This is a genomic window from Lentzea waywayandensis (genome assembly GCF_900115955.1).
GTDB lineage: Bacteria > Actinomycetota > Actinomycetes > Mycobacteriales > Pseudonocardiaceae > Lentzea > Lentzea waywayandensis.
The window spans coordinates 221,740-246,879 of sequence record NZ_FOYL01000002.1; the positions used below are offsets into that span (position 1 = coordinate 221,740).

The window sequence follows — 25,140 nt, forward strand, 5'->3', positions numbered from 1 at the left end:
GTCAGCCCGCCATCCGGTTGAGCTTGCGGACGCTCTTGTCGAACAACGCGGCCGGGACGACGCGGCGCAGCACGGCGACGCGTCCGGCGGTCGCGCCGGCGAGGTAGCGCGACTTCGGTTTGCGATCCGTGGCCGCGGCGGCGATCACCTTGGCGACGACGGTGGGATCGTCGCCGCCGCGCATCGACTCCTGCATCACGTCCTCGAACACGCGCCGCTGGTGTGCGTAGACCTGCAACGGGTGGTCGGCCTGCACCTGGTTGGCGTCGAACGGGGTGTTGATCGGGCCGGGCTGCACGCGCAGCACCCGGACGCCGTACTCGCGGACCTCGTGGTCAAGCGACTCGGAGTAGCCCTCGACGGCGTGCTTGGTCGAGACGTAGATGGCCATGAACGGATTGGGGACGAATCCCCCGACGGACGAGACGTTGATGATGCGACCAGCGCCCCTGGCACGCATGTGCGGGAGGACGGCCCTGGTCATGCGCATCAGGCCGAAGACGTTGACGTCGAACACGCGCTGCGCCTGACCGACGGAGATCTCCTCGGCGGCGCCGTTGGCACCGACACCGGCGTTGTTGACCAGCACGTCGAGGCGTCCGAAGCGGGCGACCACCTGCTCGACCACGCCGTTGACGGACTCGTCGCTGGTCACGTCCAGATCCAGGAACGTCACGCCGCCGCCGGACGTGAGCCGCGAGGTGTCGCGGCTCGTTCCGATCACCTGGAAACCCTTGCCGGCCAGTGCGAGCGCGGCCGCCTCGCCGATGCCGGAGGACGCGCCCGTCACGAGCGCTACCGGCCGGGACGATGTCATGATGTCTCCCACCTGATTGGATTATGACCGTACTACCATAGGCACGCAGCGAGCCATCCGGCAAGAGCTCGCGAGGTTTTGAATTATGACCGTACTAACATGGGTGACAGTCGGAGAGCGGAGCAGCGCATGGCGCGGTACGGCAAAGAGCACAAGCTGGCCACGAGACAGCGGATCATCGAGACGGCGGGCCGCCGGCTCAAGCGCGACGGCATCGACGGTTCCGGGGTCGCCGCCCTCATGGCGGACGCGGGCCTGACCAACGGCGCCTTCTACGCCCACTTCGAGTCGAAGGAGGACCTGGTCGCCACCGCGGTCGCCGACCAGCTGCGCGACCAGCGCGAGCGGCTCGCCGCCGCCCCGCCAGGCCGGGCGGGACTCGATCAGATCATCCGCGCGTACCTCTCACCCGAGCATCGCGACAGCCGCGAGGAGGGCTGCCCGTCCGCCGCCCTGCTCGACGAGATCGGCCGGTGCGCGGAACCGACCAAGCAGGTCTACACCGACAGCGTGCTCGCGTTCATCGACGACATCGCCGCCCGGCTCGCGCCGCACGATCCCCGGTCGGCGCGCGTCGCGACCCTCGGCGTCTACGCCTTGATGGTCGGGACGCTGCAGCTCTCCCGCGCCCTGGCCGACCAGGAGCTCGCCGACGAGGTTCTGGAGCAGGGCATCCGCAACGCCATGGCCCTGCTGGACGACGCACCGCACTGAAAGCGCCGCACCCGCGGCGGGGCCACTGGCCAGTGGTGTGGCCCGGAATGTTGCCGGGCGAATTCGCGGTCAGACGGGTGCGTCGCGGTGTCGCCCCCACGTCCTCGTACTGGTGGGCGGCGCCGCGAGGTGCCCTGCTGAGCGTGAATTACCCAGCCGGCATTCCGGGTCGCACCACTAGCGTTCCTCCAGACCGGCGTCCTCCAGGTCGAGGGTGCGCTGGATCCGCCTGCGGGTGGCATCGCTGATCCTGCCCACCCCGAACAGGCGGTGCAGCTCGTCCCGTTCCACCGCGAGCAGCGAACGCCGCACCGTCCGGTAGGTCGCGGACATCGAGTCCTCAGTGGACTCGATGTCCGTCTCGATGCGGTGCAGCCGGGCCAGCCAGCTGCGGCGCAACCCTTCCACGACCACCGTGGGCGCGGCCTCCAGGTCGGCCAGGTCGTCGAGGTGCCCCAGCCCGGCCTGGGCCAGGCTCCGGCGGGCCATGATCTCCTCGGTGCGCACGTCGGCCGGCGTGAGTGCGACTCCCGCCCTGCGCACCAGCGGGGCCAGCGTGAAACCCTGCACCACCAACGTGATCACGATGACCGCGATGGTCAGCAGCAACACCAGCTCGCGGTACGGCAACGTCGCCGGGATCGTCAACGCGGCCGCCAGCGGGACCACGCCTCTCGCGCCGGCCCACGAAACGACGGCGGGCACCTGCCAGGACGGTCTGCTCGCGCCGCTTCGGCGTTGTTGCAGCGCTGACAAGGGAAACACCCAAAGCACCCGCACGAGCAGCAACGTGACGGTGACGGCCAGCGCGTACAGCGGCCACATCACGCCCGTCGCGGTCTGCTCGCGGATCAGGGCGGGCAGTTGCAGCCCGATCAACGCGAACACGACGCTTTCCAGCAGGAAGATCACCGTCTCGTACACCGCGCCCTGCTGCAGCCTGCCCTGCGCGCCGGTGAGCCGCGGCGCGAGCGTGCCGAGCACGACGCTGGCCACCACGACCGCGGTCACGCCGGAGGTGTGCACGGACTCGGCCAGCACGAAGGCCGCGTACGGGGTGAGCAACGAGATCACGCTCTCCAGCACCGGATCCTCGGTACGCCGCCGCACGACCGCGACGCCGACGGCCACCACCGCGCCGGCCAGGGCTCCGCCGACGGCCAGGACGACCACGTCCAGCGCAGTGCGGCCCCACGAGACCGCGCCGCCCACGACCGTGATGGACACCGCCACCCGGAACACCAGCAGCGACGTCGCGTCGTTGAACAGGCTCTCCGCCTGCACGAGCGCCTGCAGCCTCGGCGGCAGCGACAACCGGCGTCCCAGCGCCGTCACCGCGACCGGGTCGGTGCTCGCCAGCACCGCGCCCAGCACGAGCCCGACCCCCAGCGACATGGGCGTGATCGCGACGACCACCAGCCCGACCGCGACCGCCGAGGCGAGCACCAGGCCGACGGACAGGATCGACACCGGACGCCAGACCGTGCGCAGGTCACGCCACGGCAGTTCCTCCCCCGCCGCGAACAGCAGCGGGGGCAGCACCACGAGGCTCACGATCTCCGGCGTGACCTGCACAGCCGGTACCCCGGGCAGCAGCCCTACGACGACTCCGGCCACGACGAGCAGCGACGGCGCCGGAACCCGAAGCCTCTTGGCGAATGTGGCCACCACGGTGGCCATCGCCACCAACGCCAACACTGTCTCCACGCTGCGCACGGTGCTGCCTCACGCTTTCGGGTTTCTGTCCCTGTTCAGGCAACGAACCGTCAGTGCGATCAGCAGGAACAGGGCTACGAGCACGACAGTGCAGGGGAGGTCACCCATGCACTTCATGATGGGGAAAGTCCGACGGTCTCCACAGACGTCATTACGCACTCCTGACGCAGAGATTCCGTAAAGGTCACTTGCCGCCCTGCCTCGGCTGGGAGTTGCATGGAAGCCATGGGCAGCCTTCACCTGAGCTGCGGCGTGCGTCACGACGACCAGCCGCCCAATACCGGCCCGGCTCTCTAGCCGGTCCCGCTCCCGTCCGCCCTGTGCCGCCCTTCTCTTCGCGCGCCGGGGTTTCTCGCTGCCACCTCTTGGGATGAACCGTGTCTCCTCTTCCGATCGCCCTCGTCACGGGCGGAAGTCATGGCGTCGGCTTCGACGCCGCCCGTGCTCTCCTGGCTGACGGCCACGTCGTCGTGCTGCACGCCCGCACGGCCGAGCAGAGCTGGGATGCCGCGCAACGGCTCGTGGACGGTGGCGCCGACCCGACGCGCGTGCATCCCGTCGACGCGGACTTCGCGTCTCTCGACTCGGTGACCCTGCTGGCCCGCCAGGTCGCCGCGGAGCACCCGGTGCTCGACCTGCTCGTCAACGCGGCCACGATCGTCGGCTCCGACCGGTGCGTCATCACCGAGGACGGCAACGACCTCGCCCTCCAGGTGAACTACCTCGCGCCGGTTCTGCTGACCAGAGGGCTCGAGGGGCCGATGGGCAGGGCATCGGCCCCTCGGGTGATCAACCTGTCGTCCGAGCCGCACCGCGGCGGTTCCCCGAGCTCGAAGGACTTCACCCGGTCGGAGCTCGCGCTGACGATGCTGACGAACGCGCTGGCCAAGGCCAGCACGGCGGTGAACGTGGATCCCGGCGGTGCCGATCCGAAGCTGTTGCACCTCGACGAGACCAGGGCGAAGGCCGTGCTGCCTTCGCCTCGGGTGAGCGACCAGCCCGTGGTGTGGCCACGGCTGACCCTCACCGACAGCGGGCTCCAGCCCGAGGACGGTGTGTGATGCCCACCGTTCTCGTCACCGGCGCGTCGAGCGGAATCGGCTACGAGACCGCCCGACAGCTGGCCAACGACGGCGCCACGGTCATCGTGCACGCCAGGACGGCCCACCTCGCCTCGTCCACAGTGGACAGGCTGGCTCGCACCGGCGTGCCCGCGGCCAGGCTGCGGGCACTCGGCGCTGACTTCACCCGGCTCGACGAGGTCGCCTCGATGGCGTGCGAGGTGGCACACCTCGACGTGTTGGTGAACAACGCGGCCACCGCCGGACCGGAGACCGCGACGTTCACCGAGGACGGGAACGAGATCACGTTCCAGGTCAACTACCTCGCGCCGTTCCTGCTGACCAGGCTGCTCGACGACGCGCTGTCGCCGGAAGGACGCGTGGTCAACGTGTCGTCGACGCTGCACCGCGCCGGGCACCTCAGCTGGAACGACCTGAACCGGCGCCGGCGCTACCAGCGGGGTGCCGCGTACGCGCAGTCGAAACTCGCCCTGACGATGTTCACCAGGGCTCTGGCGGAGTTCGGCCCGAGCGGGCGGACGGCTGTCAGCGTGCATCCCGGGGTCATCGACACCGACATGTTGCCCGCCTACAGCTTCCGAGGCCGGCCGGCGAGCGATGGCGCGGTTCCCGTCACGCACCTGTGCTTCACCCGCACCGGATTCGTCAACGGCGCCTACTACGACGGCAGGCTGCCCGCCAAGGCAGCGCCGTCCGTCGACGACCCGCAGGTGGTCGAACGGCTCTGGCGCCTGAGCGAACGCCTCACGTTGCAGACCGTCAAGTAGGCCAACCGAATGCGGCGCGGAGCAGACTGCAGCTGCTCCGCGCCGTCCCACAGTCCGAGAGAGGACGATCGCGATGCGCGACCTGTTCCACCACCAGCTCGACGTGCTCGTCCTTCAGCTCGCCCACATGTGCGACCTGACCGCCGTGGCGATGCGCCGCGCCACGGACGCGTTGCTGGACAACGATCTCCAGCTCGCCGAACAGGTGATCGCCGACGACGTGAGCCTCGACGAGGCACGTGACCGCGTCGAGCACGACGTCCAGATGCTGCTCGCGCTCCAGTCCCCGGTCGCGACCGACCTGCGCACCATCCTGTCCGTCACGCTGTCCGTGGAGCGCGTCGAACGGATGGGTGACCTCGCGGAGCACGTCGCCCTGGCGGTGCGCCGCAGGCATCCCGAGACGGTGCTGGCACCCCCGTTGCACGCCCGCTTCGAGCAGATGGCCGAGATCGCCATCCGCTCCGCCGTCACCGCGGGCTGGGCCGTCCGCGGGCCGAACCCGATGCTGCGGCAGCAACTGACGGCGGACGATCAGGCGATGAACGACCTGCACCGCTCGTTGTTCGCCGTCATCTCCTGCGGCGAGTGGAGACACGGCGTCGCCGCAGGAGTCGAAGCAGCGTTGCTGAGCCGCTACTACGAACGGTTCACCGACCACGCCGTGTCGGTCGCCCGCAAGGTCTCCGCTGTCAGCCTCCGACGTGAATGCCAGGCCGCCGTTCCGGGTCCGGTTCACTCGCTCGGATGATCTCCCGCACCACCGGGGCCGTGTCACCGCGGCCGAGCAGCAGGTAGCGGAACAGGTGGCCCAGCGGGTTTCCCTCGCTCCAGGCGAAGTGACAGTGGGGCCGCACGCCGGTGCAGTCGCGCAGGGCGAGCAGGATCGCGGCGATCGCGTTGGGCGCGGCGGGACTGTCGGCTCGCAGGATCCGATGGCCGTCGACCTCGACCCCGCGCACCTGCAGCACCTCACTGAAGTCGGAGGGATCGACCACGTCGATCTCCAGGAAGATCACGTCCGCCGAGCCGGGCACGGGGTTCATCCCCCGCTGCTCGGCCTCCTTCTCCGCGTACTCGGCGGCGTCGCCCGCTTGACGACGGTTGGCGATCAGAGTCACGGCACCGTCGTAGGCGAGCGTGTCGGCGACGAACCGGCGCGCGGCCTCGTCCAGTTCGATGTGCTCCACCCTCAACTCGGTCGTGCGGGTGACGCGGGAGACCAGCGAGATCGCGATGATGCCGAGGATGAAGAACAGCGAGATGGTCAGGCCGTCCGGCTTCTCGATCACGTTCTCGACCAGCGCGTAGAGCAGGATCAGCGTCAACACGGTGAACGCGACGACGGCGATCCGCCGGCGACGACGCATCGCGGAGATGGCGACCGCGACGGAGGCGGAGACCATCATGGCCAGGATGCCGGTCGCGTAGGCCCCGGCCTGCGCGTTGACGTCGGCGTTGAAGACGATCGTCACCAGGATGCAGATCACGGTGTAGACGATCACCACCGGCCGCACCGCACGAGACCACTCCGGCGCCATGCCGTAGGAAGGCAGGTAGCGCGGCACGATGTTGATCAGACCCGCCATCGCCGACGCGCCCGCGAACCACAGGATGAGGATGCTGCTGATGTCGTAGGCGGTGCCGACGCCCTCACCGAGCAGCTCGTGAGCGAGGTAGGCGAGGGCGCGGCCGTTCGCCTGGCCACCCGCCTGGAACTCCTGCGCGGGGATCAGCACGGTGGTGACGAAGCTGGTAGCGATCAGGTACACCGACATGATCAGAGCGGCGGCCGTGAGCAGCTTGCGGGTGTTGCGGACGCGATCCCGCAGACGTTCCTCGGCGGTAGTCCCCTTCGATGCCACCAACGGCATCATGCTCACACCGGTCTCGAAGCCCGACAACCCGAGAACCAGCAGCGGGAACGCCAGGATCGCCGGCCCGACCACACCGCCCCACCCGCCTCCGCCTGAGGTCAACGCATCAATCCAGCGGTCGAGCACGACAGGTTCGGACAACACCTGCCCGACGCCCGCGACGACAACGACGGCGTTCAGCAGCAGGAACACCGCGACGAGCGGGATCGCCACTCCGACGGCCTCGCTGAACCCGAGCAGGAACACCCCGCCCAGCACGAGCAGCAACACGACGGTCACGGTGACCTCGTGGCCGTGCAGGAAGCCTGGAGCCAACGGGTTCTCCAGCAGGTGCACGGTGGCATCGGCGGAAGACAGCGTGATCGTGATGATCCACGACGTGGCCACGAACCCCAGCAGCACCAACACGAACAGCTTGCCGCGCCAGAACGGCAGCAGGTTCTCGAGCATCGCCACCGAGCCCTGCCCGTGCGGGCTCTCCTTCGCGACGCGCCGGTACATCGGCAGCATCCCGAGCAGTGTCAGCGCCACGATCAGCAGCGTCGCCAGCGGTGAGACCGCTCCGGCCGCGAGCGCCGCGATGGCCGGCAGGTAGGACAGCGTGGAGAAGTAGTCCACACCGGTCAGGCACATCACCTTCCACCACGACTGCGGCACGGCGTGCGCCTCGCCGCTCTCCGGGCCCACCACCGGCTGCACCCGATGCTTCAACAACCACCGCCCCACCCCTGTCGCGGGAGCGGCCGGGCGTACCGGGCTGTCCACGCGTTCAGGTATCGCGTGTTGCTGCGACGTGTCGGTCATGCCCGTGCCCCCGTGGTGATGTGCAGTCATTTGGGAGCGAGTCAACTTCGCGTGAAGTCCTGCCTGCGTAAAGGCAGGACCCCTCGGCATCAAGATCGCGTAAAAATCGTCTGCGCATTCGGGTGACCCCTTCCCAGCCGTCACACGCTCGGTGAGGCTGGCAGCGTGATCGAGCCCGCGACCGTGGTGGACTGCGCCGTCTACGTCGACGGCAAGCGGCTGCCTGGCACGTGGACGTACGCGGGTGCGCTCACGGAGGTCCGAGACCGCGGCGAGGGGTTCGTCTGGATCGGCCTGTTCGAGCCGGAGAAGCACCAGTTCCACGGCCTCGCGAGAACCTGTGGCCTGCGCGAGCAGGCCGCGGAGGACGCGGTCCGCAGGCATCGGCGTCCCACGTTGGATCATCGCGGCGACACGCTGTTCATGGCGATGAAGACCGTCTGCCACGTCGAGAACGACTCGCCTCAGACCGCGAACGAGATCGTCCTGACCGGCGAGATCATGGCCTTCGTCGGGGACGACTTCATCGTCACCGTCCGGCACGGCCAGCACTCCGGGCTGCACGGCCTGCGAACCGAGCTCGAGGCCGAGCCCGAACGTCTTCAGGTCGGGCCCGCAGCGGTGCTGCACGCGATCGCCGACCGCGTCGTGGACGAGTACCTGGCCGTCACCGACGCCTGCGAGGCCGACATCGACCTCATGGAGTCCCTCGTGTTCGCGCCACGGAGCGAGGTCGGCGCGGAACAGATGTACCTGATGCGACGGGAGATCCTCGAACTGCGGCGGGCGGTGACCCCGCTGTCGGCGCCGCTGCACCGGCTGGTCGAAGGCGCCACCCCGCTGGTGCCCGACGAGGTGCGGTCCTACCTCCGCGACGTCGAGGACCACCTGACCACGGTCTCGGACCGGATCACCCGTTTCGACGAACTGCTGACCTCACTGCTCAGCGCCACGGTCGCCAAGGTGACACTCCAGCTGAACGCCGACATGCGGAAGATCTCCTCCTGGGTGGCGATCATCGCCGTGCCGACCATGGGAGTCGGCGTGTACGGCATGAACTTCGACCACATGCCTGAACTGCGGTGGACCTACGGCCGCCCGCTGGTGCTCGCCGTGCTGCTCATCGCCTGTCTCGTGGTGCACCGGCTGCTCAAGCGCAACAAGTGGCTCTAAAGCTCCGCGAAGCGAAGGGCTGAACTGCGGTCAGCACGGTTCGGCGAGCACCTCCGGTCGTCCCATCGCCACGGCCTGCCCGAGCAACGTGAGCGCGGCTTCCGCCGCCGAACCCGGTTGCGCAGTCACGACTGTCAGCGTCTGGTCCGGGGCGTGCGGGATGCGGAGTGTCTGCTGCTTCACCACGATCTCCCCCGCGACGGGGTGGTGCATCTGGTGCGCGGTGCTGTCGCAGGCGCGCACCCGGTGGTCGGCCCACATGGTCGCGAACTCGGGGCTGCGGGTCGCCAGTTCCCCCACGAGGGCGCTCAGTTCCCGGTCTTCCGGGTACTTGCCGGCGGTGAGGCGGAGGTTGCCGACCACCGCACGGGCCTTGACCGCCCAGTTCTGGTAGAGGGCGCGGGTGTGCGCGTCGAGGAAGACCAGCTTGGTCATGTTGGGACGGTCCGCGGGGCGTTGGGGGCTGGAACGGTCGAGGTGGCCCGCGAAGAAGGCGTGGCCCAGGGGGTTCCACGCCAGCACGTCGCCGCGCCTGCCCAGCAGGATCGCCGGTTGGGCGAGCGTGGCGACGAGTTCGGCGGTATCGGGCGAGACGCGTTCAGGTGGTGGCTTCGGCGCGGTCCGGTGGCGTCGTGGCTGGGCCAGTTCGCGCAGGTGGGCGTGTTCGTCGGGGTTCAGTTGGAACGCTCGGGCGAGAGCGGCCACGACCTCCTGCGACGCGTGCAGGGCCTGTCCTTGTTCCAGCCGGACGTAGTAGGAGGCGCTGACGCCGGCCAGGCCGGCGACCTCCTCTCGACGCAGGCCGGGGACCCGTCGCCGTTCGCCGTAGGTCGAGAGACCGACCTGGTCCGGTCGCAGGCGCGCCCGGCAGGCTTGGAGGTACTCGGCGAGCTGTCCCTGTCCGCTCATCCGGCCAGTATGCGCACGCCGGCCGCGCCGAGCCTGACCACGCCAGTGGTAGGCAAGGGCGGGTCTGGTTGCCCACGGCCGGGGTTCGCAGCATCAACGGCATGGACACGATCGAACTGGGTGACGTCTCCGTCACCCGCGTCTGGGAGTACTACGGCTCGGTGGAGATGACGCCCGACGTCTTCCTCCCCGAGAGCTCGAGGCAGGTCTGGGAGGGCGTGGCGCCGGAGTTCCTCGACCCCGCCACCGGGAACGTGCGTGCCGCCATCCAGACGTGGCTGTTGCGCAGCGAGGGCAGGACGATCCTGGTCGACACCGGGGTCGGCAACCACAAGGAGCGCCCCTACGCCCCGGTGTGGAGCCACCTCAACACGGACTTCCTCGGCAACCTCGCCCGCGCCGGCGTCCGCCCCGAGGACGTGGACGTCGTCGTCAACACCCATCTGCACATCGACCACGTCGGCTGGAACACCCGCCTCGAGGACCGTGCCTGGGTGCCGACCTTCCCCAACGCCACCTACCTGATGCCGAAGGACGACTTCGACTTCTGGAACCCCGCCAACGACAGGACCGCTGTGCTCGGCCGCGGCAACCAGAACGTCTTCGAGGACAGCGTCGCCCCCGTGCACCAGGCCGGTCTGACGCACCTGTGGGAGCACGGCCACCAGATCGACGCCAACCTGCGCCTGGAACCGGCACCCGGCCACACTCCGGGCTCCAGCGTCCTGACCCTTGCCTCCGGCACCGACCGCGCGGTGTTCGCAGGTGACCTGATGCACGCCCCGGTGCAGGTCCCCGAGCCGGACGCCAACAGCTGCTTCTGCGAGAACCCTGCCGAGGCCCGCGCCACCCGCCGCAGGATCCTGGGCGAGGCCGCGGACACCGGCACGCTGGTGTTCCCGGCGCACTTCCCGGGCGGGGGCGCCGTGGAGATCGCGCGCGACGGGGGCACGTTCGCCATCAAGGACTGGGCGCCCTTCTCCCCGTACGGGCAGAGGTGAGGCGGCCGATGGAGGTCGTCACCACCCGAGGTGCCGTGCGCGGGCTGAGCCGGGACGGGATCGCCGCTTTCCTCGGCATCCCTTACGCCGCCGCACCTTCTGGTGCCGGCCGGTTCGCGGCACCCGCGGAGCACGAGCCGTGGAGGGACGTGCTCGACGCCACCGAGTTCGGGCCTACCGCCCCGCAGGCGCCGCGGCTGCTCGGCACCATGGACCTGCGCGCCTACTTCGGTGAAGGCCGGCACCACGGCGAGGACTACCTCACCGTCAACGTCTGGACGCCGGATCCCGCCGCCACCGGCCTGCCCGTCATGGTGTTCGTGCACGGTGGCGGCTTCGTCGCGGGCTCCGGACGCGCCGACATGTACGACGGGTCGGCGTTCGCCCGTGACGGCGTCGTGCTCGTCACCGTCAACTACCGCCTCGGCATCGCCGGGTTCCTCGACGTTCCCGGCGCACCGGCCAACCGCGGCCTGCTCGACGTGGTCGCGGCCCTGCGGTGGGTGCGGGAGAACATCGCCGGGTTCGGCGGCGACCCCGGCACCGTCACGGTGTTCGGCCAGTCCGCCGGGGCGACCATCGTCGGCGGGCTGCTTGCCACGCCCGAGGCCGCCGGGCTGTTCCGGCGCGCCATCGTCCAAAGTGGAAGCGGTCTGGGCGCCTTCTCCCCCGAGCAGGCGTCCCTCGTGACCCGCGCCGCCGCCGGGCTCCTCGGCATCGAGGCGAGCGCCGACGCCTTCGCCGGGATCTCGGACGAACGTCTCGTGGAGACGGCGTCCAAGCTCGCGGGCATCGACCTGCGCACCGCGGCACACACCGATCCGCTGGCCGGGCTGAGCCCGTTCAGCCTCGTCCTCGACACGCAACCAGCGGACGCCGCCGTCGCCGAGGTCGATCTGCTCATCGGCGCGAACACCGAGGAGGGCAATCTCTACCTGGTCCCGTTCGGCACGTACGGCAGCTCGACCAGCGCGGACGTGGACGCCGTCGCGGCCAAGGCGCACCCCGACCCCCTGCGGCTGGCCAGGACCTACCGCGAACAACGGCCGGCGGCCACCGACGGAGAGATCCGGTCCGCCGTCCTGGGTGACGCCCTGTTCGGCGCGGGCACCTGGGCGCTCACCGAGGTGTACGCCCGTCACTCCCGGGCTTTCGCCTACGAGTTCGCGTGGCGGTCACCCGCGCTCGGCGGCGCGCTCGGCGCCACGCACACGGTCGAGCTCCCGTTCGTGTTCGGGCGGACCGACCTCCCCTCACTGCGCGGCCCGAACAGGCTGCTCGGCGACGACGACGCGCCGTCGTCCCTCGTCACGCGGGTCCACGACAGCTGGGTCCGCTTCGCCCGCACCGGAGATCCCGGCTGGCCGCCCTACCGCCTGGACCGGCGCACCACCATGCGGTTCGACCTGGACAGCGGCACGGTCGACGACCCCCGCGGCGCGGAACGGCAGGCGTGGGTCCGGTCCTGAGCTACAGCTGGGGCCCTGGAACCGGTGCGCCCGCGCAGCTGCTCGTCGACGTGCGGCCGGTGTCGAAGAACGTCACCGCGGCCTCGGCGCAGGGCAGGTCCTGCAACGAGCCGTGGGCGTCGTCCTCGATCGTCATCAGGTCGCCACCGATGCGACCGCGCATCTCCAGGGCCCAGCCGATCGGCGTCACCGGCTCGTACAGGTGGGCGACGAGCTGCACCGGGCTCTTGCCGGCCTTGAGGTCCCACGGTTCTCCCTTTGTCGGCCAGCCGACGCAGCGCTGTTCGAAGAGCCCGAACCGGCCGGCCACGGGGAAGCGTTCGACGCGCTCCTCGTGGTGGCGCCACACGGTCTCGAAGTCACGCGCGCTGGGCGAGTCGTTGCACAGCAACGCGGTCTGCGGGAACGGGTCGTAGCGGTGGACGTCCGCGTCCCAGCCGAGACCGCCCGGCCGTTTCGGCGCCGCCGCTCCGGTGTCCTTGATGGACTTGAGCTGAGCGGCGAGGCCTGCCCACTCCTTGCGGGGGTTGGCGTACATCAGGTTCACGGTGTCGCCGTCGACGACGCTGCCGTCGGGCATCGTGCGCGGGTGGGCGGTCAGCTCGGCCCGCAGGTCCAGCAGTGCTTGTGCGACAACGGTCTGGGTCGAGCCGAGGTGGTAGACGGCGTCGTAGCGGGCGATCCAGGCGGCGAACTCGTGGAACGTGTTCTCCCCCGCGTTGGCCTGACCGTCGTCCATCGTCTTCACGTCGAGCACGGGCGGCACGACCGAGTCGAGCAGCATCCGGCTCACGCGATCGTCGAACAGCGTCCGGTACATCGCGCCGAGCCCTGTGCCCCAGGAGATCCCGTAGTAGCCGATCTTCGTCTCGCCGAGTGCCTCGCGGATGACGTCCATGTCGCGGGCGACGTTCTGGGTCGTCATGGAGCGGGCGAGATCCGGGTCGCGGTCGAAGCACTCGCGGTTGCGCCTGGCGTCGCGTTCGGCGACGAACCGGGCGCGTTCCTTCGGGGACAGCGACGGGTCCGGCTGCGTGTCATCGCTTTCGCACGGAACGGCTGTGCTGTAACCGATGCCGCGCGCGTCGAAGCCGATGAGGTCGTGGTGGACGTTGAGCCCGCCGGCCTTGCTCGCGGCGAGGTGGCGCGGCATCGTGACGCCCTGCTGGCCGGGTCCGCCGGGGTTCACCAGGATCGCGCCCGTCCTGTCGCCGGTGGCCCTGAGCCTGCTGACGGCGATCTCGATCTGCCGCCCGCCTGGGTTCGCGTGGTCGAGCGGTACCCGGACCATCGCGCATTCGGTGCGCGGGTCGTCCAGATTCCATCCGGCGGCCACCGCCGAGCACGGTTTCCAGTCCGGACGCTCCGCGGCGGAAGCGACGCCGCTGGTGCAGAGCACAGAGCCCATCAGCACGACCACGGACAGCATGGGACGCAACGGTATTCTCCTCAGGTTGGCAGACATGGCTACTCGGTGTCCGTCTTGATCGCTGTCAGGATCGGGATCCGCACGGCGCGGCGGGCGGGGACGAAGGCCGCGGCGACACCGATCGCCACGGTGATCGCCATGAACACGGCCAGCCGGTCCCATGGGAGCACCGGGGTGGTGTTCGCCTGTCCGCTCACCGTCATCGCCCCGATCAGGCAGCCCGACACGACGCCCGCCAGCGCGCCGATCACCGCGATGATCACCGACTCGATCCGCAGCACGGCCCCCACCTGGGACCGGCCGAGCCCGACCGCGCGCAGCAGACCGATCTCGCGGATGCGTTCCATTGTGGACATGGTCATGGTGTTGACCACCGACATCGCGCCGATCAGGACCGAGACGCTCAGCATCGCGTAGAGGAGGTTGAGGTAGAGGTCGAACTGCGCGGCCTGCGCCTCGATGTACTCGTCGCGCGTCTGCACCACGAGGACCGGGTTGTCCAGTGCAGTGCGGATGTCGTCACGCACCTTCTCCGCTGATCCGCCGGCTTTGATGAGCACCTCGCGGGTCCAGAGCTCCCCCGCCGGGATGTTCGCCGTGTCGACGAGGGCATCCGCGCCGAACTCCTCGGGTGCGTCGAAGGTGGCCACGACTGTGAGCGGTTTCTCCTTGCCCACCTTCGAACCCACCGTCCACCCGTGTGCCGCCGCGACACCGCTCTGCACCGCGATGCCCGTGCCCAGCTGGTCCAGCGAGCCCTCGCGAATCGTCAGCGGCACGAGTGCGCTGATCGACCCGGCGTTCACCCCCGTCACCTGCAGAGCGCCCTTCTCCAGCGGCAGCAACGCCTGGTGCAACGCCGTGACGTGCTCGACGCCGGGTACCTTCGCGATGTCGTCGGCCACGCTCGGGCTGATGTCCGCGAACGGGAGCGCCTCCACCTGGATGTCCGCGCTGTTCCACGACTTCGCGGTCTCCGCGCTCTTCGCCGAGATCGACGCGATCGGCACGGTGACGGCGGCGCAGACCGACAGTCCGATCATGAGCGCGCTCGCCGTCGCACCGGTGCGGCGCGGGTTGCGGCGGGTGTTCTCCACGGCGAGGGTGCCGGTGAGGCCGGCGAAACGGGTCAACGGACCGCGCAGCACGGAGGTCAGTCCCGCGGCGAGCAACGGCGTGAGGATGATCAGGCCGATCAGCATGGCCGGCGCGCCGAGGTAGATCATGGTCTGCTCACCTCGCCCGAGCACCACCATGAGGGTGCCGATCGCAGTGACCACGAAGCCCGTGATGTTCCTGCGGCGCAACGACTTCCCCGTCGGGGGCAGGCCGGTGCGCAGTGCCGCGATCGGGGGGATCGCGGCGGCCCGGCGGGCCGGGAGGTAGGCGGCCAGCAGGGTCACGCCGAGTCCGACGCCGAACGCCGCGAGCACGGTGGCCGGGGTGAACGGCCGCAACGGGACCGGCGCCCCTTCGAACACGGCGAACTGCGCCTTCAACACGGCCGCGCCACCCACGCCGAGCAGGTAGCCGACCACGGTCGCGGCGACGCCCAGCAGGGTCGCCTCGGTGAGGACCATGCGCAGCACGTACCGCCGGCCGGCACCGATCGCCCGCAGCAGCGCGTGTTCGCGCGCCCTGGCGGCGGCGAGCATCGTGAAGGTGTTGGACACCAGGAAGGCCGACGAGAACAACGCCACGCCCGCGAAGATCAGCAGGATCATGGTCAGCTTGTCGTTGTCGCTCGCCTCGAGCCCGGTCAGCTCGTCAGCGGTGGACGTCCGCAGGTCGGGCAGCGCCGTCGCCACCGCCGTGGCCAGCGCGTCCTGGCTGGTGCCCGGCGCGGCGGTGAGCAAAGCCGAGGTGTAGCCGCCGGAACCGGGGGCGAACTGCTCGCGCGCCGTGGCGTCGGCGAACGCGACGAGCGTGCCGCCCTGCACGATCCGGGTGTTCTGGTAGTCGAACACACCGGTCAGCCGGACGTCGCGCGCCGTGCCCGCCACGACGACCCGCATCTTGTCGCCTACCTGGTAGCCCGCGCGTTGTGCGGCCCACTTGTCGAGCGCGACCTCGTCCCGTCCGGCCGGAGCGGTGCCGCTGGTCAGCTTGTGGCGCTGCGGGTCGAAGCCGACCCCGCCGTCGGATCCCGGAGTGCCGACGAGCTTGCCGTCCTTGCCGACCAGGAACGTGGGGCCTTCCGCGACCGGGCGCAGGCCGCCGACCCCGGCCACGCCGCGCAGCTGTTCGACCGTCGCGGGGGACATGGCCTTGTTGTCCCGTTGCTCGACCTGGACGTCGAAGTCCTTGGGGGCGCCTTCCACGGCCGCGCGCACGGTGTCGCCGTAGACCAGCGACCCGGTGACGAACGCGACGCCGAACACGATCGCGATCGCCGGCAGGAGGAAGCGCGTGCGGTTGTCCGTCATGGACCGCCATGCGACGCGGATCATCAGCGCACCGCCTGGCCGTCGAAGCGGCGCATCCGGTCCAGCACCAGATCCGGGGTGGGGCCGGCCATCTCGTCGACGATCCGGCCGTCGGCGAGGAACAGCACGCGGTCCGCGTAGCCGGCGGCGATCGGGTCGTGCGTGACCATCAGCACCGTCTGTCCCCACTCCTTCGCGCACCGGCGCAGCAGCCCCAGGATCTGCGCACCGCTGCGGGAGTCGAGGTTGCCGGTCGGTTCGTCGGCCACCACGATCTCCGGTCGCGACACGAGCGCCCGCGCGCAGGCCACGCGCTGCTGCTGGCCGCCGGACAGCTCGGAGGGGCGGTGCCCGAGCCGGTCGCCGAGCCCGACCGCGTCGACCACCCGCCGCGTCCAGTCCTGGTCCGGTTTCGTCCCGGCCAGCGTCAGCGGCAGGACGATGTTCTCCCAGGCCGTCAGCGTCGGCAGCAGGTTGAACGACTGGAAGACGAACCCGATCCTGTCCCGCCGCAGCCGCGTGAGCTCGGCCTCCTTCAGCGAGCCGAGGTCGGCGCCACCGACCCACGCCTTGCCCGAGGTCGGCGTGTCAAGTCCGGCCAGGCAGTGCATGAGGGTGGACTTGCCCGAGCCGGAAGGCCCCATCACCGCGGTGAACTCGCCGCGCCGGAACTGCGCGGACACCTCGTCCAGCGCCGTCACCGCGGCCTGCCCTGACCCGTACACCTTGCCCAGCCGGTCGGCCACCGCCACCGTTCGCTGATCCATCTGGCACCGTTCTCGTCGACTTCGGGGAACGGTCCAAAGCCTGCTGACGGAGGACGGCGCGCGGATCCATCGCACTGTTGAGTGATCTCGGCGCGGCTCCGCCAAAAGGTTGAGGCGGCTCGCCGCGGCTCTGACCTACCGTCGCCGGTATGACAGGCATCCTGACGCGGCTCACCTGGTGGCAACGCGTCGTCTTCTGGCTGATCGTCGCGGCCGGGGGCGCCGTGCTGGTCGTCGAGGCGTTCAGCTCACCGAGCGCGTACGGCGCCGTGGGATTGGTGGTCTGCGGGATCCTGCCCTCGGTGGCGTTGTTCACGCGCGACCTCGCCGCGCGCGCCGTGGCGGGCATCGGGACGCTGTCGATCGTCTTCACCGTCGTGAGCGCGACCGTGCTGCCCGGTCACCTCGACAACACGTTCGGGTTCTTCGAGCTCATCGGGCTCGCCTGCCTCTGCGTCCGGACCCTGCTGGTGTTCCCGGCCTGGCGCGCGGCGGGGCTGTGCGTGCTGCTGAGCCTCGCCGCGACCACGCTGCCGTTGCGCCTGGCGGACCTGGACGCCGCCTACACCCCCTTGATGGCGTTCATCATCGCCGTGGTGCTGGCGTTCGTCCTGCTGCTCGGCCTGGTCATGCGGCTGTACGACCGCAGCCGCACCGACTCGTTCCAGCTGTCCCGGCAGGCACAACGGCTGGAGTACGCCCGCGACCTGCACGACTTCGTGGCCCACCACGTGACCGCGATCGTCGTGCAGACCCAGGCGGTCCGCTTCGCCACGGGCAGCGGGCAACTGCCCGACCCGGTGGTGCTGGACAAGATGCTCGACGGCATCGAACGGGCGGGCTCGCAGGCGTTGACGTCGATGCGGACCATGGTCAACGTCCTGCGCGACGACAACGCCCCGATGCACCCCCACCAGGCGCTCACCCTGATGGTGAACGACCTCGCGAGCAGCTTCACCGGCGCACCGGTGAGCACGAACGTCGACCCTGCGATCGCCTCCCTCGACCTGCCCAACTCCACTGTGGACGCCGCCCGGCACGTGGTGCAGGAGGCGCTCACCAACGTGCTGCGGCACGCCACCCGCGTCAGCGAGGTGACGGTCAGCGCCCGCGCCAGGGGGCAGGAGGTGGAGATCAGCGTCACCAACGACGGTCAGGCAGGCGACAACGGCCTGCCCAAGGGCGGCTTCGGCCTGGTCGGCCTGGCCGAACGGGTGGAGTCGGCCGGTGGCAGCCTCACCGCGGGCCCGACGGGTCGTGGTTGGGCCGTGACGGCGCTTCTGCCATCCTCCACCGCATGACAATCCGTGTGCTGATCGCCGACGACCAGGAGATGATCCGCTCGGCGTTCGGGATGATCCTCGGCACACAGCCCGACATGGAGGTCGTGGCGAGCGTCGCGGACGGCGAGAGCGCGGTCGAGCAGGCCCGCCGCCTGCGCCCAGACGTCTGCCTGCTGGACATCCGGATGCCCGCACTCGACGGCCTGGAAGCGACGCGTCTGCTCGCCGGCCCCGGTGTGGACGCACCCCTCAACGTGCTCATCGCGACCACGTTCGACCTCGACGAGTACGTGTACCGCGCGCTGCGGAACGGCGCGTGCGGGTTCCTGCTCAAGGACATGTCACCGGCGCTGCTGATCGAGGCGGTCCGCGCCGCCTCCACCGGCACCAGCCTCATCTCCCCCGCCGTGACGGTGCGGCTGCTGTCGAAGCTGGCGCCGGCGCGGCAGGCCGGAGAGTCCACTGTGGACAGGCCGCTGCCCGAACCGCTGACCGACCGCGAACTGGACGTCGTGAAGCTCGTCGCGAACGGCCACACGAACGACGAGATCGGCGCCAAGCTGTACGTCTCCGTCGCCACCGTGAAGACGCACCTGGCGAACGCGCAACGCAAGCTCGCCGTCCGCAACCGCGTCGAGATCGCGGCCTGGGCTTGGCGCACCGGCGTCGTCACCGGCTGAGCGGTCACGAGCTGTTTGATCATCCGCAAAATGATTGCCGGGTGATCGTGCCGTGCATAGCTTCACTGTGCGCCGACACCACGAGTCGGCGAATCGAGGGGGAATCCAGTGAAGCAGGTTGCGAGGAAAAGCCTTGCCGCGATGGCACTCGCGGTGGGCTTGATCGGGCTGAGCGCCGGAACGGCCGTTGCGGACCCGACGGCCGCGGCGCAGGGGTGCTGGAGGTCGTACAAAGGCTGGCGGTGCGACAACAACAGGGACATCCGGGTGGAGTGGGCGGGCAAGGAAGTGGGGCGCCTGCTCACCAGCCCGAGTTGGTTCAAGTGCCGCTACGAGGGCGACCCCACGGGAGGCGGCGGTCCGCACCCCAACAGGTGGATCTACACCCAGGCCGACACCACCGCCAACTGGGGCTTTGTGAAGGACAGCGACGTCATCAGCGAGACCAACACGCTGCCGACGTGCTGACGGCGTGATGAGCGATCGGGAGGCTGGTGGGCCTCCCGATCGCTCACGGCAGTGGAACACCAGGTCATCACGTCGAATCTCAAGTGGACGGTCGCACGCTTCGGAGCGTGAGCGCGAACAGCGCTCAGCCGGTTCCCGTCGATGGTGTACAGCGGAAACTTCTCCTTCTCGCCAAAGTGAAGAATCGCGCTGCCGATTTTGGTCACCTCACAGGGTTTTCCGGACTAGGCTCGGACCGGAATCTCATCGAACTCTCCGATGGTTGCGGTCAACGCGGATCCGAGGAGCTACCGACGTGGTCGAGACGCACGACATCGTTCGCCCGCCTGCCGAGCTCAGTGCCGCCCTCGCGGCCATCGGCAGTGCGACGGCCAGCGCCGAGCTCAGCCGCATGGGCATTCGCAGCGCGTTCATCCGCGGCCCGGTCTCGGTGACCCCCGGCGTGCGCGTGGCCGGCCCGGCGCTGACGCTGCAGTTCCTGCCGAAGCGGGAGGACCTCTACCCCGTCGACGAGTACGAGGAGCCGGAGAAGCAGCTGCACCGGCACGTCATGTACCACGCCCAGCCCGGCGACATGATCGTCGTCGACGCGCGCGGTGACATGAGCAGCGGTGTGTTCGGCGAGATGATGCTGACCTACTTCAAGGGCCGCGGCGGCGCCGGAGTGGTGATCGACGGGTGCCTGCGCGACATCGGCGAGGCAAAGCAGCTCGGCCTCGGGCTGTGGATCCGGGGCGCCACACCGAACTTCCACGCCCAGACCGACATCGTCCCGGCCGCCGTCAACGTGCCGGTGGCGTGCGGTGGCACGCTCGTCGTACCGGGCGACATCGTCGTCGCCGACGACGACGGGGCGGTGGTGGTGCCGATCAAGCTCGCGCCCGCTCTGGTTGCGGTGGCTCAGGAGCACGCGGAATGGGAGGAGTTCTCCCGGATCCGGCTGGCCGAGGGCGGCGACCTGCGGCGGTACTACCCGCTGTCGGAGGAGGCCCGGCCGGAGTACGAGCGGTGGCGCGCCGAGCAGGGCCGGGCCTAGTGGTGTGGCCCGGAACGTCGCCAGCGCCGTGCTGAGCGTGAAACGCTCTGGGCCACACCGTCAGCTCCACAGCCGGTCGTGGCTCGACTCCGCGTCCCAGTGCGTCGTCTCGGCGAAGAACACCGGATCGCGCGGGTCGAGGTGGCGTCCCAGCAGTTCCTCGTCGACGTCACCGAACCCCAGTCCTGGCGTGTCCGGCACCGTGATGTGGCCGTTCTGGATCAGTGGCCGCGGTAGGCCGGTGACGAGGTCGCTCCAGAACTCCACCTCGGCCGCGTGGTGTTCGAGTGCGAGGAAGTTCTCCGTGGCGGCGGCCAGGTGCACGCACGCCATCGTCGCGATCGGTGACGCCGCCAGGTGCAGCGCCATCGCGATCCCGCGTTCCTGCGCGTAGTCGCCGAGCCGCTTGGTCTCCGCGATCCCGCCCGCCGTCGCCGGGTCGGGGTGCACGACGCGGATGGCGCCGGCGTCGAGCAGCGGCCGGAAACCCTCGAGCAGGTAGATGTCCTCCCCCGTGCACGTCGGGACGGCGACGGCCGCGGTGAGCTGACGCCACTGGTCGGTCAGCTGCCACGGGATCAGGTCCTCGATCCACGCCAGTGTGAACGGCTCCAGCGCGCGGCCGATCCGGATGCAGGAGTCGAGGGCGATGTGGCCGAAGTGGTCGGCGGCCAGCGCGATGTCGTAGCCGACGACGGAGCGAACGGTGTCCACATAGGACGCCAGGTGGTCGACGCCCTTCGCGGTGACCTGGATGCCGGTGAACGGATGCATCGTCGTCAGGTCCGCGCGGGCACCCGGCGGCGCGATCAGCGCGCCGGGCACGTCCCACAGCAGCTCGACGCCCACGTCCATCTTCAGCATCGTGAACCCGCGCCGCCTGCGGTCCAGCAGCCGGGCACCCATCGCGTGCGGGTCCGGCAGCGACGGAGTGTCCGCGTAGCAACGGATCTCGTCCCGGAACCGGCCGCCGATCAACGCGTAGGCGGGCACCCCGTAGGCCTTGCCGGCGAGGTCCATCAGCGCCATCTCGACGCCGGAGACCCCGCCGCCCTGGCGGCCGTGGTGCCCGAACTGCTTGATCTTGCGGAAGATCTTGTCGACGTTGCAGGGGTTCTCGCCGACGAGTCTGCTTTTGAGCACGAGCGCGTAGGTGGCGCTGGCCTGGTCGCGCACCTCGCCGTAGCCGGTCAGCCCTTGGTTGGTGTCGATCCTGATGATCGACGACCGGAACGGCACGCCGGTCAGGTTCGCCACCCGCAGGTCGGTGATGCGCAGCTTGCTCGGCCGGGATGCGGTCGCGACGTACTCCTCCGTAATCGCCGTGTTCATCCCTTCACGGCCCCCGCGGTGAGGCCCTCGGTCAGGAACCGTTGCCCGAACGCGTACATGGTCACGACCGGGATGCTGATCAGCAGCGAGGCCGCGGCCAGCTGTCCCTGCGGCACGACGTCGCCGAAGATCATCGACTGCATGCCGACGGGCAGCGTCTTGTAGTCGTCCTTGGTGATGAACACGAAGGCGAACAGGAACTCGTTCCACGCGTTGGTGAGCGTGAACAGCGCGACCGCGAGCAGCCCCGGTTTGGCCAGCGGCAGCACGATCCGGATGAACGCCCCGAACCGCGTGCAGCCGTCGACCAGCGCGGCCTCCTCGAGGTCGGCCGGGATCGACTTGAAGTAGCCGACGAGCAGCCACGTCGCGAACGGCAGGGTGAACGTGGGGTAGGCCAGCACCAGCGACCACAACGAGTCGTTGAGCCCGATCCCGCTCATCATCTGGTACAGCGGGATGAACAGCAGCCCGCCCGGCATCACGTAGGTGAGCAGGATCGTCACCGTGAAGCTCTCCGAACCCCGGAACTTCAGCCGTGCCAACGCGTAGCCGGCCAGTGCCGCGCAGACCAGGGCGATCACGGTGGACGCCAGCGACACCAGGATCGTGTTGACGTACCAGGTGCCGAACGCCCTGCCCGTGAACAGGTTGGTGAACTGCTCGGTGCTCCACGGGGTCGGCCAGAGGTCGTCGGTGCGCGCGACGATCTGGTTGTCGGACTTGAAGGCCGTGACCGTCATCCAGTAGAGCGGGGCGAGCACGAAGCCCAGCAGACCCAGGAGCGCGATCCCGCTGCCGGCGCCGCCGACCACGCGTGCGGCCAGCCGGTTGCCCCGCGCGGCGAGCACGGAGACGACCCGTCCGACGGCGGCCGCGAGCACCACGAACACACCCAGCACGAGCGCGGCCTTCCACACGATGTGCGGCGACGCCCAGACCAGGATGAGCGTGGAGACCACGACGATCACCCACGGCAGCGCCCTGCGCTGGGCGGGAGTCAGCCGCCTGCGCCCCAGGTCGCCCGCACCCGGCAGGTCGCTGCGCCGCATCATCCGCACGAGGATCACCACGAGGATGCCGATGATCGGCAGCATCACCAGCGTGACCGCGGCGCCCGCGCCCAGCTGCAGCTGCTGGATGGCCTTCGAGTACGCCACCATCACGTACGGGGCGGTGGCGTCCCCCGGCCCGCCCTGGGTCATCAGCCAGATCAGGTCGAAGTTGTTGAACGTCCAGATCGACGACAGCAACACCGTCACGATCATGATGTGGCGCAGGCCCGGCAGCGTGATGTGCACGAAGCGCTGCCACGGCGAAGCGCCGTCCACCACCGCCGCCTCGTAGAGACCGCCGTCGATGGCCTTGAGCCCGGCGAGGAACGTCACCGTGAAGAACGGGATGCCCTTCCAGACGTTGACCAGGATGACCGACGGCATCGCGAGCGCGGGGTCGGACAGCCACTCCGCGGGCCAGGAGTCGACGAGCCCGATCGCGGCGAGGGCCGGCCCGATCCCCGAGTCGGTGAGCAGGACGTTGACGCTGCCGAAGATCGGGTCGAACAACGACCGCCAGGTGAAGGCCGTGACGACCGTCGGCACCACCCACGGCAGCAGGATCACCCCGGCGATGATCGCCCGGCCGCGGCGCATGTGGTGCAGCATCAACGCCGCGATGAGGCCGAGCGTCACCTTGAAGATCTCGGCGTACGCGGTGAAGACGAACGAGTTGAGCACACCCTTGTGGAACAAGGAGTCGCCGATGAGGGCGGTGTAGTTGTCCAGCCCGACGAAGACCGTCTCCGCGCCGTGCCGTTCCGTGGTGCTGGTGAGGACCGAACTGACGATCGGGAACAGGATCAGACCCGCGACCAGCACCAGCGTCGGCCCGATGAACACGGCGGCGAGGCGCCAGTCGCGCCCCAGCAGCCGTTGCGACGTGCTGAGCGAGGGCGACGCGCCCGGCGCCGGACGAACCGGCGCCGGCCGCTCACGCAGGACTGTCACTGCTTGTAGCCCTGCTGCTCGAAGATCTGGACGATCCGGGCGTGGGTCGCGGCGACGGCGTCGGCCGGCCGGGTGCCCTGGATGACCGACTGCATCATGTCGGTGAGCAGGTAGGCGGCGGTGGCGGCCTGCTCACCAGGGCTCGGGGCCTGGGGGAACTCGAAGCCCGTCTTCGTGGCCACCGGCAGCGGCGTGCGGGTCTGCTCCCGCAGCGCGGGGAAGGCCGGGTCACCGCTGGTGTAGTACGGGTCGGAGTCCCACACCTTGTCCCACGAGGGGTTGACCAGGCACGGGGCTCCCTTCGCGACACCGAGCAGCGCGGTCCCGCTGACCATGTACTTCGCCACCAGCTTGGCGAGATCGGGGTTCTTCGCCCCCTTGAACACGACGAACGAGTTGGACTCGCCGAACGCGAGCGGCTTGTCGATCGCCGGTCCGGTGGCGCCGTTGAACGGGTGGGTGTTGGCGTAGACCGGGTTGTTCTTGGTCTTGGAGTCGGCGTAGACGCTGAACTGGTTGAGCGTGAGCCCCAGGATCTGGGCCAGCCAGTTCTCGTTGTTGCTCGAGTCGGTCCAGCTGCCGATCCCCGGCGGCAGCATCGGCGTGTACTTCGGGTTCGTGTAGATGTCGCCGATGAACGTGACGGCGGCGACGGTCTCCGGCGAGTTGAACACCACCTTCGTGCCGGTGTTGTCCGCGATGGCCCCGCCGTAGGTGTTGACGACGTTCGCGATGAAGCCGTTGGCGTCGCCGGAGCGGTTCACCGTGAGACCCCAGCCGTAGCGCCGCTTCGCCGGGTCGGAGACCGCCAACGCGTTGTCGCGCAACTCTTCCCACGTGTAGTGGGGCTTGAGCGCGAGCCCCTTCTCCTGGTACCAGTCCTTGCGCAGGTACATCGCGGACGCGATGAAGTGGTAAGGGATCGCGAACCAGCGCCCGCCGAACACGCAGTAGGTGCTCGCCTCCGTCGCGGGCTCCCCGTAGAGCTTGCGCATCTCGTCGACCACGTCGGTGACGTCGGTGAGGGCGCCGAGGTTGTGGAGCTGGCCGACGAACCGCCGATCGCTCACGAAGGCGAAATCGCGGCTGGTGCCCGCTTTCACCTCGGCGTCCATCTTCGCGACCATGTCCCCCGCGTCGCCGGAGACCAGGTCGTTGCGGACCGTCGTCCCGGTGGCCTGTGCGAACACCTGCAGCGACTTGTCCAGTGCCTGGTTGGCGGCCTCCGAGTAGAGCTTCTGCGAGAGCATCCCCACCGACCCGCCGCGCAGCGAGGCCGCCTGGTCGAGCAACGCCTGGGGCACTTGGACGTCGACCTGCGGAGTGGGTGCGGGACCACCCCCGCACCCGGCGAGACCGAGCACTCCCAGCGCGCTCACCCCAA

21 protein-coding genes are annotated in these 25,140 nt (G+C 69.6%); 11 read left to right on the forward strand and 10 right to left on the reverse strand.

Annotated elements, in window-relative coordinates:
• Position 1: 1 nt before the first annotated feature.
• Positions 2-817 (reverse strand): oxidoreductase, encoded by an 816-nt coding sequence (locus BM417_RS05930; protein ID WP_093590726.1) that lies wholly within the window; start codon positions 815-817, stop codon positions 2-4.
• Positions 818-916: 99 nt separating this feature from the next.
• Between BM417_RS05930 and BM417_RS05935 the strand changes: the two genes are divergently transcribed.
• Entirely contained in the window at positions 917-1,531 is a 615-nt protein-coding gene (locus BM417_RS05935; protein ID WP_245821726.1) for a TetR/AcrR family transcriptional regulator, read from the forward strand.
• A gap of 177 nt (positions 1,532-1,708) precedes the next feature.
• Here BM417_RS05935 and BM417_RS05940 read toward each other — a convergent pair whose 3' ends face one another.
• The gene (locus BM417_RS05940) at positions 1,709-3,238 is read right to left on the reverse strand and encodes a Na+/H+ antiporter (protein ID WP_245821727.1); all 1,530 of its coding nucleotides are present in this window, start codon (positions 3,236-3,238) and stop codon (positions 1,709-1,711) included.
• A gap of 386 nt (positions 3,239-3,624) precedes the next feature.
• Here BM417_RS05940 and BM417_RS05945 point away from each other — a divergent pair, with 386 nt between their 5' ends.
• The 3 genes from BM417_RS05945 (at position 3,625) to phoU (ending at position 5,847) form a co-directional block, all read left to right on the forward strand.
• Complete coding sequence (locus BM417_RS05945) at positions 3,625-4,308, forward strand: SDR family NAD(P)-dependent oxidoreductase (protein WP_093588770.1); 684 nt, start codon at positions 3,625-3,627, stop codon at positions 4,306-4,308.
• Entirely contained in the window at positions 4,308-5,096 is a 789-nt protein-coding gene (locus tag BM417_RS05950; RefSeq protein ID WP_093590729.1) for an SDR family NAD(P)-dependent oxidoreductase, read from the forward strand. The genes BM417_RS05945 and BM417_RS05950 overlap by 1 nt, the downstream gene beginning before the upstream one ends.
• A 73-nt stretch (positions 5,097-5,169) precedes the next feature.
• Positions 5,170-5,847, forward strand: coding sequence for a phosphate signaling complex protein PhoU (gene phoU, locus BM417_RS05955; protein ID WP_093588771.1), 678 nt, complete (start codon positions 5,170-5,172; stop codon positions 5,845-5,847).
• On the opposite strand, the gene BM417_RS05960 is transcribed toward phoU, so the two are convergent.
• Complete coding sequence (locus BM417_RS05960) at positions 5,789-7,777, reverse strand: APC family permease (RefSeq protein ID WP_093588772.1); 1,989 nt, start codon at positions 7,775-7,777, stop codon at positions 5,789-5,791. The genes phoU and BM417_RS05960 overlap by 59 nt on opposite strands.
• A gap of 165 nt (positions 7,778-7,942) precedes the next feature.
• On the opposite strand from BM417_RS05960, the gene BM417_RS05965 reads away from it, so the two are divergent.
• Complete coding sequence (locus BM417_RS05965) at positions 7,943-8,950, forward strand: magnesium and cobalt transport protein CorA (RefSeq protein WP_093588773.1); 1,008 nt, start codon at positions 7,943-7,945, stop codon at positions 8,948-8,950.
• A 30-nt stretch (positions 8,951-8,980) separates the two neighbouring features.
• Here BM417_RS05965 and BM417_RS05970 read toward each other — a convergent pair whose 3' ends face one another.
• A complete protein-coding gene (locus BM417_RS05970) occupies positions 8,981-9,859 on the reverse strand; it encodes a helix-turn-helix domain-containing protein (protein WP_093588774.1) in 879 nt (292 codons plus the stop codon).
• 101 nt (positions 9,860-9,960) lie between these two features.
• Here BM417_RS05970 and BM417_RS05975 point away from each other — a divergent pair, with 101 nt between their 5' ends.
• The gene (locus BM417_RS05975) at positions 9,961-10,860 is read left to right on the forward strand and encodes an MBL fold metallo-hydrolase (protein ID WP_093590732.1); all 900 of its coding nucleotides are present in this window, start codon (positions 9,961-9,963) and stop codon (positions 10,858-10,860) included.
• 8 nt (positions 10,861-10,868) lie between these two features.
• Positions 10,869-12,329, forward strand: coding sequence for a carboxylesterase/lipase family protein (locus BM417_RS05980; protein WP_093588775.1), 1,461 nt, complete (start codon positions 10,869-10,871; stop codon positions 12,327-12,329).
• 1 nt (position 12,330) lies between these two features.
• Here the strand turns inward: BM417_RS05980 and BM417_RS05985 are convergent, their stop codons facing one another.
• From BM417_RS05985 to BM417_RS05995, 3 genes are read right to left on the reverse strand one after another with little or no spacing between them, the layout of a single operon-like run.
• Positions 12,331-13,758: an alpha/beta fold hydrolase gene (locus BM417_RS05985; RefSeq protein ID WP_245821728.1), complete on the reverse strand. Its 1,428-nt coding sequence runs from the start codon at positions 13,756-13,758 to the stop codon at positions 12,331-12,333.
• 38 nt (positions 13,759-13,796) lie between these two features.
• Complete coding sequence (locus tag BM417_RS05990; RefSeq protein WP_093588776.1) at positions 13,797-16,208, reverse strand: ABC transporter permease; 2,412 nt, start codon at positions 16,206-16,208, stop codon at positions 13,797-13,799.
• The gene (locus BM417_RS05995) at positions 16,208-16,951 is read right to left on the reverse strand and encodes an ABC transporter ATP-binding protein (RefSeq protein WP_093588777.1); all 744 of its coding nucleotides are present in this window, start codon (positions 16,949-16,951) and stop codon (positions 16,208-16,210) included. The genes BM417_RS05990 and BM417_RS05995 overlap by 1 nt, the downstream gene beginning before the upstream one ends.
• A 149-nt stretch (positions 16,952-17,100) precedes the next feature.
• On the opposite strand from BM417_RS05995, the gene BM417_RS06000 reads away from it, so the two are divergent.
• From BM417_RS06000 to BM417_RS06015, 4 genes are all read left to right on the forward strand, one after another.
• Complete coding sequence (locus BM417_RS06000) at positions 17,101-18,252, forward strand: sensor histidine kinase (protein ID WP_093588778.1); 1,152 nt, start codon at positions 17,101-17,103, stop codon at positions 18,250-18,252.
• Entirely contained in the window at positions 18,249-18,914 is a 666-nt protein-coding gene (locus BM417_RS06005) for a response regulator (protein WP_093588779.1), read from the forward strand. Before BM417_RS06000 ends, BM417_RS06005 begins: the two co-directional genes overlap by 4 nt.
• Positions 18,915-19,055: 141 nt before the next feature.
• Positions 19,056-19,382, forward strand: coding sequence for a hypothetical protein (locus BM417_RS06010; RefSeq protein WP_093588780.1), 327 nt, complete (start codon positions 19,056-19,058; stop codon positions 19,380-19,382).
• A gap of 295 nt (positions 19,383-19,677) precedes the next feature.
• Complete coding sequence (locus BM417_RS06015) at positions 19,678-20,418, forward strand: ribonuclease activity regulator RraA (protein ID WP_093588781.1); 741 nt, start codon at positions 19,678-19,680, stop codon at positions 20,416-20,418.
• A gap of 60 nt (positions 20,419-20,478) precedes the next feature.
• Here the strand turns inward: BM417_RS06015 and BM417_RS06020 are convergent, their stop codons facing one another.
• The 3 genes from BM417_RS06020 to BM417_RS06030 are packed head-to-tail and all read right to left on the reverse strand — an operon-like array spanning position 20,479 to position 25,135.
• The gene (locus tag BM417_RS06020; RefSeq protein ID WP_093588782.1) at positions 20,479-21,750 is read right to left on the reverse strand and encodes a mandelate racemase/muconate lactonizing enzyme family protein; all 1,272 of its coding nucleotides are present in this window, start codon (positions 21,748-21,750) and stop codon (positions 20,479-20,481) included.
• Positions 21,747-23,756: an ABC transporter permease gene (locus tag BM417_RS06025; RefSeq protein ID WP_093588783.1), complete on the reverse strand. Its 2,010-nt coding sequence runs from the start codon at positions 23,754-23,756 to the stop codon at positions 21,747-21,749. Before BM417_RS06025 ends, BM417_RS06020 begins: the two co-directional genes overlap by 4 nt.
• On the reverse strand, positions 23,753-25,135 hold the full coding sequence (locus BM417_RS06030; RefSeq protein ID WP_245821729.1) for an extracellular solute-binding protein: 1,383 nt from the start codon (positions 25,133-25,135) through the stop codon (positions 23,753-23,755). Before BM417_RS06030 ends, BM417_RS06025 begins: the two co-directional genes overlap by 4 nt.
• Positions 25,136-25,140 lie beyond the last annotated feature (5 nt).

Bases quoted from the DNA above. Each gene is read 5' to 3' on its own strand.
- BM417_RS05970 (WP_093588774.1), bottom strand. From the start codon at position 9,859: ATGAGCGGACAGGGACAGCTCGCCGAGTACCTCCAAGCCTGCCGGGCG.
- BM417_RS06020 (WP_093588782.1), bottom strand. From the start codon at position 21,750: ATGAACACGGCGATTACGGAGGAGTACGTCGCGACCGCATCCCGGCCG.
- phoU (WP_093588771.1), top strand. From the start codon at position 5,170: ATGCGCGACCTGTTCCACCACCAGCTCGACGTGCTCGTCCTTCAGCTC.
- BM417_RS05930 (WP_093590726.1), bottom strand. From the start codon at position 817: ATGACATCGTCCCGGCCGGTAGCGCTCGTGACGGGCGCGTCCTCCGGC.
- BM417_RS06000 (WP_093588778.1), top strand. From the start codon at position 17,101: ATGACAGGCATCCTGACGCGGCTCACCTGGTGGCAACGCGTCGTCTTC.
- BM417_RS05935 (WP_245821726.1), top strand. From the start codon at position 917: ATGGGTGACAGTCGGAGAGCGGAGCAGCGCATGGCGCGGTACGGCAAA.
- BM417_RS06010 (WP_093588780.1), top strand. From the start codon at position 19,056: ATGGCACTCGCGGTGGGCTTGATCGGGCTGAGCGCCGGAACGGCCGTT.
- BM417_RS05950 (WP_093590729.1), top strand. From the start codon at position 4,308: ATGCCCACCGTTCTCGTCACCGGCGCGTCGAGCGGAATCGGCTACGAG.
- BM417_RS05975 (WP_093590732.1), top strand. From the start codon at position 9,961: ATGGACACGATCGAACTGGGTGACGTCTCCGTCACCCGCGTCTGGGAG.
- BM417_RS05960 (WP_093588772.1), bottom strand. From the start codon at position 7,777: ATGACCGACACGTCGCAGCAACACGCGATACCTGAACGCGTGGACAGC.
- BM417_RS05980 (WP_093588775.1), top strand. From the start codon at position 10,869: ATGGAGGTCGTCACCACCCGAGGTGCCGTGCGCGGGCTGAGCCGGGAC.
- BM417_RS05995 (WP_093588777.1), bottom strand. From the start codon at position 16,951: ATGGATCAGCGAACGGTGGCGGTGGCCGACCGGCTGGGCAAGGTGTAC.
- BM417_RS06005 (WP_093588779.1), top strand. From the start codon at position 18,249: ATGACAATCCGTGTGCTGATCGCCGACGACCAGGAGATGATCCGCTCG.
- BM417_RS05990 (WP_093588776.1), bottom strand. From the start codon at position 16,208: ATGATCCGCGTCGCATGGCGGTCCATGACGGACAACCGCACGCGCTTC.
- BM417_RS05985 (WP_245821728.1), bottom strand. From the start codon at position 13,758: ATGCTGTCCGTGGTCGTGCTGATGGGCTCTGTGCTCTGCACCAGCGGC.